Origin of the sequence: Kitasatospora arboriphila (assembly GCF_039528095.1) — a bacterium.
Taxonomy (GTDB): Bacteria; Actinomycetota; Actinomycetes; order Streptomycetales; family Streptomycetaceae; genus Kitasatospora; species Kitasatospora arboriphila.
On sequence record NZ_BAAALD010000023.1, the window covers coordinates 15,644 to 29,252 of the forward strand.

The window sequence follows — 13,609 nt, forward strand, 5'->3', positions numbered from 1 at the left end:
CGGTGGCCCGGCACGGGAAACCGTGCCGGGCCCCGGGCCCTCGGCATGACGCGGGTGGGACTACAGCCCCGGGATGCGGCCGTTGCGGAAGAGGTCGACGAAGAGCTGGTGGTCGCGGCGGGCGCGGTCGCCGTAGGCGTGGGCGAAGTCGACGAGCATCCCGGTGAAGCCGTCCTCGTCGGCGGCGATCGCCTTGTCGATGGCGTGCTCGGTGGAGAACGGGACGAGGCTGTGGCCGCTGGAGGACTCGTCGGCGGCGGCGTGCATGGTGGCGGTGGCCCGGCCGAGGTACTCGGTGACGGTGCGCAGGTCGTCCGGCTCGTTGAGGTCGGTCCAGTCGAGGTCGGCCGCGTACGGGGAGACCTCGGCGACGAGCTGGCCGCGGCCGTGCAGGGTGGTGTACCCGAGCCACGGGTCGCTGTGGTCCTGCAGGGCGCGCTGCGAGATGACGGTGCGGTGCCCCTCGTGCTCGAAGTAGCCGCGGATCGCCGGGTCGGTGACGTGCCGGGAGACGGCCGGCGTCTGCCCCTGCTTCATGTAGATGATCACGTCGTTCTCGAGGGCGTCGGTGTGGCCCTCCAGCAGCAGGTTGTACGAGGGCAGGCCGGCGCTGCCGATGCCGATGCCGCGGCGGCCGCAGACGTCCTTGACGCGCAGCGCGTCGGGGCGGGTGCGGGAGGCGGGCGGCAGGGTCTCCAGGTAGCGCTCGAAGGCGGCCAGCACCTCGGTGCGGGTGTCCGCGTCCAGCTGGAAGGCGCCGCCGCCGATCCGGAACCGGCGGTCCCAGCCCTCGACGACCGTCTCCGCGTCGAGCAGTTCGACGCGGGTCTGCAGCCGGGCGCGGCGCAGCGTGTCGAGGATGGGGCCGTCCGCGGTGTCCAGGGTGAACTGGGCGGCGTCGCCGTTGCCGGCCAGCGCGGCGATCTGGCCGCGGTAGGCGGCGGCGAAGGCGCGCACCAGGCCGCTGATGGTGTCGTCGGAGAGCGCCTTGGCGTAGCCGATCAGGGCGAGGCTGGCGGCGAGCCGCTGGACGTCCCAGGTGAAGGCGCCGACGTAGGCCTCGTCGAAGTCGTTGACGTTGAAGACGAGCCGGCCCTCGGCGTTCAGGTAGGTGCCGAAGTTCTCGGCGTGCAGGTCGCCGTGGATCCAGACCCGGCCGGTGCGGTCGTCGAGGAAGCGGGCGCCGTACTCCCGGTACGGGGCGGTGGTGAGGTCGGCGTAGAAGAGTGCGGCGGTGCCCCGGTAGAAGGCGAAGGCCGAGGCGGCCATCTTGCGGAACTTCACCCGGAACGCGGCCGGGTCCTGCGCCAGCAGCTCCCCGAACGCGGAGTCGAAGACCCGCAGGACGGTTTCCGCGCGCTCCGGCTCGCGGTCGGCGACGGTGGGCTGGTCGGGCATGGGCCTTCCAATCGGTGCGGTCTGTCGGTGGTGCCGTCCGGTCCGCGGGGGAAGGACGCGCGGCGGGCGGCCGCGGTTCAGGCGTTCGGCGGCGCGGGCGGCGCCGACGGGGGACCGGGCGGCGTCGTCGGCGGTATCGGCGGGTGGGCCTGGCGCTGCGCGGGGACGTACGGGTGGAAGGCTACCGGGGCGGGGGCGGCCGGGGCGGCCGGGCGCGTCGCGCCGACGATCGCGGCGACGGCGATCGCGATGCCCACCGTGAGCAGCAGGGTCATGTTCAGCCACAGGTGGCTGACCGGCTCGGCGAAGGTCCGCCGGGAGGCCGAGTAGACCACCTGGTTCAGGATCTGGCCGAGGGCGGCGAAGCCGGTCACCGAGGTCAGCGCGACGGCCGCCGGGCGGACCCAGCGGCCGCCCATGAAGGCGCCGATCGCCAGGGCGGCCAGGGCCACGCAGTAGCCGGTGTCGTAGGCGAAGAAGCCGACCGGCGCGTCGACGTAGTCCGCGTAGGAGATGCCCAGGGCGGTCAGCAGGTAGCCGGGGCCCTTCTGCGCGATGTCGTAGGCGAGCACGCCGAGCTCGGAGGCCAGCTGGACGAGCGCCAGCACGCCGATCGCGGTCAGCCCTCCGCCTCGCGCCCGCTGCTGCACCACCGGGCCGAATGCCATGGAACCCCTCCTCGCACGTCAGTGCGCCAGAGGCTATCGGCGTGAACGGCCGGGCCGGAACCCCGGGTCTCCTTCCGTGACCCGGTGACCGCCGAACGTGACCCGCCGGCGCCTGAAAGTGAGGGAACGTGGAGCATTCGTGCCGTGTCCCGGGGCGGGTGCGACGGGGGACTAGACTCGGTGCCGCGACGCGGAAGCCGTGGTCCGGGCCCTGAGGGTGGCTCGGGCCTTACCTGTTTCGCGCCCGGTTCCGATCATGCCGAGACTCCGGAGGCCCCGCCTTGAGCGACCAGCCGTACGCGCACCTGCACGTCCACACCGAGTACTCGATGTTGGACGGCGCCGCCCGGCTGAAGCAGCTCTTCAAGGAGGTCGAGCGGCTCGGGCAGACCCACGTCGCGATGACCGACCACGGCAACATGTACGGTGCCGCGGAGTTCCACAAGCAGGCCACCGCCGCCGGCATCACCCCGGTGATCGGCATCGAGGCGTACGTCGCCCCGGACTCCCGCTCCAACACCAAGCGCATCCTGTGGGGCCAGCCGCACCAGAAGAAGGACGACGTCTCGGCGTCCGGCGCCTACACCCACAAGACCATCTGGGCCCGCAACAAGGAGGGTCTGCACAACCTCTTCAAGCTGACCTCGCGCTCCTACGCCGAGGGCTGGCTGGTGAAGTGGCCCCGGATGGACAAGGAGATCATCGCCGAGCACGCGGCCGGCCTGATGGCCACCACCGGCTGCCCCTCCGGCGAGGTGCAGACCCGGTTGCGCCTCGGCCAGTTCGACGAGGCGGTGAAGTCCGCCGCGGACTACCAGGACATCTTCGGCAAGGAGAACTACTTCCTGGAGCTGATGGACCACGGGCTCGACATCGAGCAGCGGGTCCGCGACGGCCTCCTGGAGATCTCCAAGAAGCTGAACATCCCGCCGGTGGTCACCAACGACTCGCACTACACCACCGAGGGCGACGCCGGCGCGCACGACCTGCTGCTGTGCGTGCAGACCGGCAAGAACCTCTCCGACCCGGACCGCTTCCGCTTCGACGGCACCGGCTACTACATCAAGTCGGCCGCCGAGATGTACGGCCTGGACACCTCCGACGCCTGGCAGGAGGGCTGCCGCAACAGCCAGCTGCTGGTCGCCTCCCGCGTCGACACCGCCGGCATGTTCGAGTTCAAGAACCTGATGCCGCGCTTCCCCATCCCGGAGGGCTTCGAGTCCGAGGCGGACTTCTTCAAGTCCAAGGTCTGGGAGGGCATGGACTGGCGCTTCCCGGGCGGCTACGACGAGGAGCACAAGAAGCTCGCCGAGTACGAGATGGACACCATCATCCAGATGGGGTTCCCGGCGTACTTCCTCGTGGTCGCCGACTTCATCATGTGGGCCAAGCAGCAGGGCATCGCGGTCGGCCCGGGCCGTGGTTCGGCCGCCGGCTCGCTGGTCGCCTACGCCATGGGCATCACCGACCTCGACCCGATCCCGCACGGCCTGATCTTCGAGCGCTTCCTCAACCCCGAGCGCATCTCCATGCCCGACGTCGACATCGACTTCGACGAGCGCCGGCGCGGCGACGTGATCCGCTACGTGACGGAGAAGTGGGGCTCCGACAAGGTCGCCATGATCGTCACGTACGGCACCATCAAGGCGAAGGCCGCCATCAAGGACTCCTCGCGCGTCCTCGGCTACCCGTACGCGATGGGCGACCGGATCACCAAGGCGATGCCGCCGGACGTCATGGGCAAGGGCATCCCGCTCTCCGGCATCACCGACTCCTCGCACCCCCGCTACAGCGAGGCCGGCGAGATCCGCGGGCTGTACGAGACCGACCCGGACGTCCGCAAGGTCATCGACACCGCCCGCGGCATCGAGGGCCTGATCCGCCAGCCCGGCGTGCACGCCGCAGGCGTCATCATGTCCGCCGAGCCGCTCACCGACCACATCCCGGTCTGGACCCGGCACACCGACGGCGTCACCATCACGCAGTTCGACTACCCCACCTGCGAGGGCCTCGGCCTTCTCAAGATGGACTTCCTCGGCCTGCGCAACCTGACGATCATGGACGACGCCGTCAAGGCGATCGAGAAGAACAAGGGCATCAAGATCAACCTGCTTGATCTGCCCCTCGACGACAAGCCGACCTACGAACTCCTCGCCCGCGGCGACACGCTCGGCGTCTTCCAGCTCGACGGCGGCCCCATGCGCTCGCTGCTGCGCCTGATGAAGCCCGACAACTTCGAGGACATCTCCGCCGTCCTCGCGCTGTACCGCCCCGGTCCGATGGGCGTCAACTCGCACACCAACTACGCGCTGCGCAAGAACGGCCAGCAGGAGATCACCCCGATCCACCCGGAGCTGGAGGAGCCGCTCAAGGAGATCCTCGAGCCCACCTACGGCCTGATCGTCTACCAGGAGCAGGTCCAGAAGGCCGCGCAGATCCTCGCCGGCTACTCGCTCGGCCAGGCCGACCTGCTGCGCCGAGCCATGGGCAAGAAGAAGAAGGAGATCCTGGAGGCGGAGTTCGTCCCCTTCCAGAAGGGCTGCCGCGAGCACGGCTACTCCGACGCCGCGATCCAGGCCGTGTGGGACGTCCTCGTCCCCTTCTCCGGCTACGCGTTCAACAAGGCCCACACCGCCGGCTACGGACTGGTCTCCTACTGGACGGCCTACCTCAAGGCCAACTACCCGGCCGAGTACATGTCCGGCCTGCTCACCTCGGTCAAGGACGACAAGGACAAGTCCGCGGTCTACCTCAACGAGGCCCGCAAGATGGGCATCAGCGTCCTGCCGCCGGACGTCAACGAGTCCGACGCCGACTTCACCCCGCACGGCAACGACACCGTCCGCTTCGGCCTCACCGCCATCCGCAACGTCGGCGGCCCGGTCGTCGAGTCGATGATCCGCACCCGCAAGTCCAAGGGGAAGTTCGCCTCCTTCCCGGACTTCCTGGACAAGGTCGAGTCGGTGGTCTGCAACAAGCGGACGGTCGAATCCCTCATCAAGGCCGGCGCGTTCGACTCCCTCGGGCACACCCGCAAGGGCCTCACCGCGCAGTTCGAGCCGATGATCGACAACGTGGTCGGCGTCAAGCGCAAGGAGGCCGAGGGCCAGTTCGACCTGTTCGGCGGCGACTCCGTCTCCGACGAGCCCAGCTTCGGCCTCGACGTGGTCTTCTCCGAGGAGGAGTGGGACAAGTCCTTCCTGCTCACCCAGGAGCGGGAGATGCTCGGCCTCTACGTCTCCTCGCACCCGCTGCACGGCATCGAGCACGTCCTCGCCGACAAGGCCGACTGCGCCGTCGCCGACCTCGCCGAGCGCCCGGACGGTGCCATCGTCACCATCGGCGGCATCATCTCCGGCCTCCAGCGGAAGATGACCAAGCAGGGCAACGCCTGGGCGATCGCCACCGTCGAGGACCTCGCCGGCTCCATCGACTGCATGTTCTTCCCCGCCAGCTACCAGCTGGTCTCCTCGCAACTCGTCGAGGACGCCGTGGTGTTCGTCCGCGGCAAGCTCGACAAGCGGGAGGACGTGCCGCGGCTGATGGGCATGGAGCTGTCCGTCCCGGACCTCTCCAACGCGCACGCCGAGGCACCGATCGTCATCAACATCCCCAGCGGCCGGATCACCCCGCCGCTGGTCGCCCGCCTCGGCGAGGTCCTCACCCACCACAAGGGCACCACCGAGGTCCGCCTGCGGCTGGAGGGGCGGAACAAGACCACCGTCCTGCGGCTGGACCGGCACCGGGTGAAGTCCGACCCGGCCCTCTTCGGCGACCTCAAGCAACTCCTCGGCCCCAGCTGCCTGGCCGTCTGAGAGACACCCCGAGGGGCTCGGGGAACCGCGTGGTTCCCCGAGCCCCGGGTTCGGCCGGTCAGCCCTCCTTGACCACCACGGTCCGCACGGCCTTGTCGTGCAAGCACTGCTGCAGCGGTTTGTCCCACAGCTGCCACGCCGCGTCGAGCATCTCGAACAGCCATCCGATGCAGTACACGGCGCCGGGCACGGTGGCGACGGCCGAGCGTCCCCAGAGGGCGCTGTCGGTCGGCCGGCCGCCGGTCGCGGCGTCCACCACGCGCAGCCTCATCGCCTTCTTGCCGACCGTCTGGCCGTGCTGGGTGACCATCAGCGCCGCTTCGTACGCGAAGGCCAGCAGGCCGACGAAGAGGTTCCCGAGCCACTCCCCGAGCAGGGCGTAGAGGATGACGGCCGGGATCAGCTGGATCGCGAGGTCGATCAGGCGGGCCACCAGGCGCTCCCCGGGCGGGGCCAGGACACGGCTCCCCGGCGCCTGCGGCACGCCGGGCGGTCCGGCCGGAGTGAGCCAGTGCGGCAGCACCTGCGGCGGCTGCCCGTACCCCGGCGCACCGTAACCGGGGGTGCCGTAACCGGGGGTGCCGTACCCGGGCGCACCGTACCCGGGGGTGCCCTGTCCCGGGACGCCGTGGCCGGGTGCGCCGTACCCCGGGGCGGTGCTTCCGGGCTGCGCGTAACCGCCGGGCCCGTAGCCGGGCGGTCCGGGCGGGGGAGGGGGCGGCGCACCGTAGCCGGGGGCGGGCGGCGGCTGGTGGCCGGCCTGCTGCGCGTAGGGGTTCTGCTGAGGGTCCGTCGGATACCCGTATCCCGACGGGTGGTTGGTGCTCACGTGTGCGGGCTCCCGGTGATAGGTCGTACGCCTGTTGTACCGAGGACGACCGGGAGCGGGTGCGGGGATCGGTGAATCGTTACCGGTGGGGGCGGCACCCGGCCGCCCCCACCGGTACGCGGGTTCAGCGCCAGCGGTAGCGGCGGCGGAGGCTGTCGACGACCAGGTTGAAGCGGGCCCGGTCCAGGGCGCAGGCCTCGCGCCGCATGCCGCCGTCCCACACCCGCATCACGCGGTCCAGCGCCACCCAGGAGTCCCGGCCGGACTTGTCCCACGGGCCGGAACCGATCGGCACCCAGTCCCGGTCCCCGTCGTGGCCCTTGCTGGAGAGCATGACGGCCAGCAGGCTGCCGCCCTCCTCGCGGGCCACCACCAGCACCGGCCGGTCCTTGCCGCGGCCGTCCCGCTCCTCGTAGGGCACCCAGGTCCACACGATCTCGCCCGGGTCCGGGTCGCCGTCGTGCCGCGGGGAGTACTCGGTGCGGACGGGCCCCACCTCGTACGCCTCGACCTCGACCGTCGCCCCGGGGCCGTAGCGGCCGGGCACGTCCTCGTTGATCAGCTCTGCCATGCGCGAAGGGTAGCGCCCGCGGTGTGTCCGCCCGATAAGCAGTGGCACCGGCCGCCCCCGCCGCGCGAGGATCGGGGCATGGCACGCACCTTCGACGACCTGGTGGCCGAGGCCGCGGCGGCCCCCATGGACGGCTGGGACTTCTCCTGGCTCGACGGCCGCGCCACCGAACAGCGTCCCTCCTGGGGCTACCAGCGGTTGCTGCGCGAACGGCTCTCGCAGGTCGGCGCCGCGCTCGACCTGCAGACCGGCGGCGGCGAGGTGCTCGCCGGTGCCGCCCCCTTCCCGCCGCTGATGGCGGCCACCGAGGGCTGGCCGCCCAACCTGGCGAAGGCCACCGCACTGCTGCACCCGCTCGGCGCGGTGGTGGTCGCGGCCCCCGAGGACCCGCCGCTGCCCTTCGCGGACGCCGCCTTCGACCTGGTGACCAGCCGTCACCCCGTGGTGCCGCACTGGGCGGAGATCGCCCGGGTGCTGCGGCCGGGCGGCGGTTACTTCGCCCAGCACGTCGGCCCGGCGAGCGTCTTCGAGCTGGTCGAGTACTTCCTCGGTCCGCTGCCGGAGCAGGTCCTCCGCGGCCGCCACCCCGACGACGAGCGGGCGGCCGCCGAGGCCGCCGGGCTGGAGGTCGTCGACCTGCGCACCGAGCGGCTGCGGATCGAGTTCCACGACATCGGCGCGGTGGTCTGGTTCCTGCGCAAGGTGATCTGGATGGTCCCCGACTTCACCGTCGACCGGTACCGCGACCGGCTGCGCGAGCTGCACGAACTGATCGGGTCGGACGGCCCGTTCGTCACGCACTCGTCCCGCAGCCTGGTGGACGCCCGCAAGCCCCGCTGACGGCCGGCAGCCTTTTTGCGGCCACCCGGCGCGGCTCAGACCTGCGGGACGCCGCCGCCCAGCTCCGCCGGCACGGCCGAGTGCAGGGCGGCGGTGAACGCGGCGACCGCCGGGTGGGCGGCGGCTCCGGCGCGGAAGGCCGTCCGGGTCCGCCGGTACATCGGCAGCCGGGTGAGCACCACGCCCGGCGGCGGGGCGGGCACGGTGCCCAGGTGCGGGACCAGGGCGACGCCCTGGCCGACCGCCACCAGGGCGAGCACGGTGGTGAAGTCGTCCACGTGGTGCCGCACCCGCGGGGTGAACCCGGCGCTCTGGCAGGCCCGCAGCGTCATCGCGTGGCAGAGCGTGCCCGCCGGGGCCATGATCCAGGGCGAGCCGCGGTGCTCGGCGACCGTGCCCGCGGCCGCCGCCGCCAGGTACATCGGCTCGGTGAACACCGGCTGGGTGAGCGCCAGTCCGGGCTCCGGCTCGGCCGGCACCAGGTCGTACTCGTGCACCAGCGCCACGTCCAGCTCGCCGGCCCGCAGCGCCGCCGCCACCGCGGCCGGGTCGACCTCGGTGACCATCGGCTCCAGCCCCGGGTGACGGGCCGCCAGCCCGGCCAGCGCGGCCGGGACGATCGCCCGCGCCGCCGACGGGTAGGTGCCGATCCGCAGCGGCCCGGCCAGCCCGCGGCGGGCGTGCGCCAGCTCGGCCGAAGCCTGCTCCAGCCGCTCCAGCACCGCCTCGGCGTGCCGCACCAGGTTCAGCCCCGCCGGGGTCAGCGCCACCCGCCGCCCGGTGCGCTCCAGCAGCGGCACCCCGGCCTCCCGCTCCAGCACGGACAGCTGCTGGGAGACGGCGGACGGGCTGAACGCGAGCGCCTCGGCGACCGCGGCGATCGTGCCGTGGTGGGCGAGTTCGCGCAGCAGGCGCAGGCGGCGGACGTCGAGCATCGGCTCAGCTTACGAGAAGCCTCGGAAATGTGAACTGGACCTGCACGATGCCGGCACGTCAGGCTCGACGGCATGGACCTGCACGGGATTCACGTACCCCTCGTCACCCCGTTCGCCGCGGACGGCTCCGTCGCCGCCGACGCCCTGGCCCGGCTCGCCGGCGACCTGCTCACCGCCGGCGCGGCCGGCCTGGTCGTGCTCGGCACCACCGGCGAGCCCGGCTCCCTGGACGACGCGGAGAAGCGCCTCGTCCTCGACACCGTCGCCCCGGTCTGCCGGGCGCACGGCGCACCGCTGACGGTCGGCGTCGGCGGCGGCGACACCGGCCGCACCGCCGACGCGCTGGCCGCCCTCGACGGGGTGGCCGACGCCGCCCTGGCGACGGTGCCCGCCTTCGTCCGCCCCGGCCCGGCCGGGGTGCTCGCGCACTTCCGGCACCTCGCCGCGCACAGCCCCGTCCCGCTGATCGTCTACCACATCCCGTACCGCACCGGGCAGCAGCTCGACGCCGGGACGCTCGCCGAGGTGCTGCGGCTGCCCGGCGTGATCGGTGTGAAGTACGCCGCGGGCGGCATCGACGACACCGCGGTCGACCTGCTCGGACAGGGGCAGCGCGGCGTCATGGCCGGCGACGACACCCACCTCTCCGCCCTGATGGCGATCGGCGCCGACGGCGGCATCCTGGCCTCCGCGCACCTGGCCACCGGGCAGTACGCCGACCTGGCCGACGCCTGGCGCAAGGGCGACGCCGACCGCGCCCGCGGCCTCGGCCACCGGCTGGCCGCACTCGCCCGCGCCGCCTTCGCCGAGCCCAACCCCGCGGTGGTCAAGGGCGTCCTGCACGCCCAGGGCCGCATCCCCACCCCGGACGTCCGCCTGCCCCTGCTCTCCGCCACCCCCGCCGCCGTCGCCACCGCCCTCGACCGCCTCGCCGAGGTCGCCGAGTAGGTGGTTGCCGATACGGCCCGGGGCCGACCCCGGATGCTTCGGTGGCGAATTGTTTCCGGACGAATCCCCGTCCGCACCGACCGCACCCGCACATCTTGCGGAGCCCGTGCACCGAACCCGCAGGGGCTCCCGGCCCCGGGCCGCAGGCCGTCCCGCGGGGCCGCCCACAGCGTGGACGCCGCGACGGGCCGGGCCGGTGACAAGGCATGATGGCAGGGTGCGGACGGCGATCAAGCACAACCCGATCGAGCACGACATGGAGGAAACGCAATGAGGATCGGCATCGTTGGGGCCACCGGCCAGGTCGGCGGCGTCGTCCGCGAGATCCTGGCGGAACGGGACTTCCCGGTCGAGCAGCTGCGGCTGTTCGCCTCGGCACGGTCCGCCGGGCGCACGCTGCCGTGGCGGGACACCGAGGTGACGGTGGAGGACGCGGCCACCGCCGACTACAGCGGCCTCGACGTCGTGATCTTCTCCGCGGGCGGTTCCACCTCGAAGGCGCTGGCTCCGAAGGTCGCCGCCGCGGGTGCCGTCGTCATCGACAACTCCTCCGCCTGGCGCCGCGACCCCGAGGTGCCGCTGGTCGTCGCCGAGGTCAACCCGCAGGCGATCGCGGACCGCCCGAAGGGCATCATCGCCAACCCGAACTGCACCACCATGGCCGCCATGCCGGTGCTGCGCCCGCTGCACGAGGAGGCCGGCCTGGTCTCCCTGGTGGTCTCCACCTACCAGGCGGTGTCCGGCAGCGGCCTGGCCGGCGTGTCCGAGCTGCACGACCAGGCGTCGAAGGTGGTGGACGGCGCGACCGCGCTGGTCCACGACGGCTCCGCGGTCGAGTACCCGGCGCCCGGCGTCTACAAGCGCCCGATCGCCTTCAACGTCGTCCCGCTGGCGGGTTCGATCGTCGAGGACGGCTCCAACGAGACCGACGAGGAGCAGAAGCTCCGCCACGAGAGCCGCAAGATCCTCGGCATCCCGGAGCTCAAGGTCTCCGGCACCTGCGTGCGCGTCCCGGTCTTCACCGGCCACTCGCTGCAGATCAACGCCCGCTTCGCCGCCCCGATCGCCCCGGAGCGCGCGGTGGAGCTGCTGACCGGCGCGCCCGGCGTGGAGCTCACCGACATCCCGACCCCGCTGCAGGCGGCCGGCCAGGACCCGACCTACGTCGGCCGGATCCGGGTGGACGAGACGGTCGACAACGGCCTGTCGCTCTTCCTCTCCAACGACAACCTGCGCAAGGGCGCCGCCCTCAACGCGGTGCAGCTGGCCGAGCTGGTCGCCGCCGAGCTCCGCGGCTGACCCCGCCGGCCCGCACGGACGTCCGACGGCCCCGCCCCCGACACGACGGGGGCGGGGCCGCCGGCGTTCGTACGTCGAGGGCCTCAAGGGTGCTCGAGCGGTCACGGCGGGGGCGCGTGGCCTTGGGAGGGACGGCCTAGCGGAGGGCGACCGCCATCTCCTGGGAGACCGCGTCGCCCGTCCACTTGTCGCCCGCCGAGTACCACTGGAAGTCGCCCGGCCCCGTCACCGGGATGGTGGCCCTCACCGTGCCGGAGGCGCTGGAGACGGCCTTGGCGACGGTCTTCCAGCGGTGCGAGCCCGCCGGGCGGAACTGCAGGTACGCCACGCCGTCCGCGTAGCCGTGGAAGCGGTTGTCCGTCCAGAACGAGCGGGCCAGCCAGCCCTGCACGGTGATCCGCTGCCCCTTCGCGGCCTTCGCCGGGACACCCGAGCCGGACAGCTTGGCCGCCCGCTTCAGCGAGAAGCCGCCGGCCGTCTTGGCCACGTAGCGGTCGCCGTCGTTGGCCTTCACCTGCAGGTCGACGAACCAGGTGCCGGCCTCGTCGTTGAAGATCTGCTTCTTCACCGGGTCGACCGTCACCGTGCCCCGGCACACCGACGCGGTCGCCGAGGACGGGGTGCAGCGCATCGGGCCCACCCGGAGCACGCCGTAGTTCGGCCCCCAGACGCCGACCGGGTCGACCGCGCGGATCCCGGAGTCGTCGCGGGCCTCCACCACCAGCGGGAAGGTCGTCGCCTTCTGCGGCCCGAGCAGCACGGGCCGCCCGTCGTTGACGCTGATCGAGGTGATCGCGGTGTCGCCGTGGGACCGGTCGGTGGTGATCGTGGGTACGGCCAGCACCGCCACCGCCGCACCGGCCGCGGCCGCGCACAGGGCCCAGGAAGTCTTCCGCATGATCCCCCCAGTATCGCCGCAGGCCGGGGGTGCTCCGGCACGTCCCGGTCGATGGGCGGCGGTTCGACGCCGGATCCGAGGGTAAGCACTGCCCAATCCCCCGCCCCGCCAGGGGTGGCCCGCCCCCGCCCCACCGGGGGTCACCGGAGGAGAGGAGCGGACGTGGACCGCTGCGTAGTCCTCGTCGACGCCGGCTACCTGCTCGGAGCCGCCGCCAGCCTGCTGGTCGGCGAGCCCGCCCGGTCCCGGGTGACGGTCGACCACACCGTGCTGATCACCGCGCTGCGCGAGCGCGCCGAGGCGGAGACCGGCCTACCGCTGCTCCGGGTCTACTGGTTCGACGCCGCGCCCGAACGCCGCCCGCTGCCCGAGCACCGGCGGCTGCGCGTGCTGCCCCGGGTCACCGTCCGGCTGGGGGCGCTCACCCGGGCCGAGGGCCGCTGGGTGCAGAAGGGCGTCGACGCGGCGATGCACGCCGAGCTCACCGAGCTCGCCCGCAACCACGCCTGCACCGACATCGTGCTGGTCACCGGCGACGGCGACCTGCTGCCGGGTGTGATGTCGGCCAAGGAACACGGGGTGGCCGTCCACCTGTGGGCGCTGCAGGCCGCGGACGGCGACTTCAACCAGTCCGAGGACCTCGTCGCGGAGGCCGACGAGCGCCGCGTCCTGGACCGGGCCTGGATGGAGCAGTGGGTACGGCTGCGCGAGGTGCCCGCGTCCTTCCCGGCGCCCGGTGCGGCGCCGCGGATCGCGGGCCTGCTCGCCGCCCCCGCGCAGCCGGAGGCGCCGGCTGCGGCCGGCCGGCCGCAGCCCGCAGACCGGCTCAAGGTGGTCCCCACGCCGAAGGACCTCGCGGTGCGGTCGGCCGCCGAGCGGATCCCGGCCGACCGGACGGCCGCCGTCGCGCACGGCGGCCCGGTGCTGCGCTGGACCTCCGACCGCGGCTGGGTCGACCGGCCGCCCGCGGACACCTCGGCCACCGCCGGGGACGGGCTGCCGATCCTGGCCCAGCTCACCACCTCCGCGCAGCGCTGGGCGGACCGCGAGGAGGACATCACCAGCGTCGGCGGCGACGCCCACGAGGTCGGCCAGGTCTTCGCCCGCCGCTGGATCGACCGGTTCGGCGCGGCGGACCGGCTCGCCGTGCTGTGGACGGACTACCCGCGGATCCCGCACCGCCTCGACGGCGAGCTGCTGCGTTACGCCGCCCGCTTCGGCCTGCTCGCCCACAAGGACGACCAGATAGACGAGGCGGACCGCTACGCGATCCGGGACGGCTTCTGGAAGGAGCTCGCCGCCCGCGTCCCCGGCGGCCGCGCGGCGATGGCCGACGACTGACGGCGCACCCGCACGCCCGCACCACCCGCCGCCCTGCCCCGCCCGGCCGTGCCCCGCCCCGGCGGAG

General features: G+C 72.9%; 11 protein-coding genes. 5 read left to right on the top strand and 6 right to left on the bottom strand.

The features are described 5' to 3' along the window. Positions 1 to 60 precede the first annotated feature (60 nt). Positions 61 to 1,398, bottom strand: coding sequence for a DUF2252 domain-containing protein (locus tag ABD353_RS14425; RefSeq protein WP_344623970.1), 1,338 nt, complete (start codon positions 1,396 to 1,398; stop codon positions 61 to 63). A gap of 77 nt (positions 1,399 to 1,475) precedes the next feature. After that, positions 1,476 to 2,066, bottom strand: coding sequence for a hypothetical protein (locus ABD353_RS14430; RefSeq protein WP_344623971.1), 591 nt, complete (start codon positions 2,064 to 2,066; stop codon positions 1,476 to 1,478). A gap of 281 nt (positions 2,067 to 2,347) precedes the next feature. Here ABD353_RS14430 and dnaE point away from each other — a divergent pair, with 281 nt between their 5' ends. Next, entirely contained in the window at positions 2,348 to 5,881 is a 3,534-nt protein-coding gene (dnaE, locus tag ABD353_RS14435) for a DNA polymerase III subunit alpha (protein ID WP_344623972.1), read from the top strand. A gap of 58 nt (positions 5,882 to 5,939) precedes the next feature. On the opposite strand, the gene ABD353_RS14440 is transcribed toward dnaE, so the two are convergent. Beyond that, a complete protein-coding gene (locus ABD353_RS14440) occupies positions 5,940 to 6,710 on the bottom strand; it encodes an RDD family protein (RefSeq protein WP_344623973.1) in 771 nt (256 codons plus the stop codon). 124 nt (positions 6,711 to 6,834) lie between these two features. Next, positions 6,835 to 7,281, bottom strand: coding sequence for a type II toxin-antitoxin system PemK/MazF family toxin (locus tag ABD353_RS14445; RefSeq protein ID WP_344623974.1), 447 nt, complete (start codon positions 7,279 to 7,281; stop codon positions 6,835 to 6,837). A gap of 78 nt (positions 7,282 to 7,359) precedes the next feature. Between ABD353_RS14445 and ABD353_RS14450 the strand changes: the two genes are divergently transcribed. Continuing rightward, positions 7,360 to 8,121: a class I SAM-dependent methyltransferase gene (locus tag ABD353_RS14450; RefSeq protein WP_344623975.1), complete on the top strand. Its 762-nt coding sequence runs from the start codon at positions 7,360 to 7,362 to the stop codon at positions 8,119 to 8,121. Positions 8,122 to 8,156: 35 nt separating this feature from the next. On the opposite strand, the gene ABD353_RS14455 is transcribed toward ABD353_RS14450, so the two are convergent. Continuing rightward, entirely contained in the window at positions 8,157 to 9,056 is a 900-nt protein-coding gene (locus ABD353_RS14455; RefSeq protein WP_344623976.1) for a LysR substrate-binding domain-containing protein, read from the bottom strand. A 72-nt stretch (positions 9,057 to 9,128) separates the two neighbouring features. Here ABD353_RS14455 and ABD353_RS14460 point away from each other — a divergent pair, with 72 nt between their 5' ends. Both ABD353_RS14460 and ABD353_RS14465 read left to right on the top strand, forming a co-directional pair. Then, positions 9,129 to 10,004: a dihydrodipicolinate synthase family protein gene (locus tag ABD353_RS14460; RefSeq protein ID WP_344623977.1), complete on the top strand. Its 876-nt coding sequence runs from the start codon at positions 9,129 to 9,131 to the stop codon at positions 10,002 to 10,004. 270 nt (positions 10,005 to 10,274) lie between these two features. Then, positions 10,275 to 11,303 carry an aspartate-semialdehyde dehydrogenase gene (locus ABD353_RS14465; RefSeq protein WP_344623978.1) on the top strand — a complete coding sequence of 343 codons (1,029 nt, stop codon included), beginning with the start codon at positions 10,275 to 10,277 and terminating at the stop codon, positions 11,301 to 11,303. A 136-nt stretch (positions 11,304 to 11,439) separates the two neighbouring features. On the opposite strand, the gene ABD353_RS14470 is transcribed toward ABD353_RS14465, so the two are convergent. Continuing rightward, positions 11,440 to 12,201: a S24/S26 family peptidase gene (locus ABD353_RS14470; protein ID WP_344623979.1), complete on the bottom strand. Its 762-nt coding sequence runs from the start codon at positions 12,199 to 12,201 to the stop codon at positions 11,440 to 11,442. Between the two features lie 162 nt (positions 12,202 to 12,363). Between ABD353_RS14470 and ABD353_RS14475 the strand changes: the two genes are divergently transcribed. Beyond that, entirely contained in the window at positions 12,364 to 13,542 is a 1,179-nt protein-coding gene (locus ABD353_RS14475; RefSeq protein ID WP_344623980.1) for an NYN domain-containing protein, read from the top strand. The last annotated feature ends 67 nt before the right edge of the window (positions 13,543 to 13,609 follow it).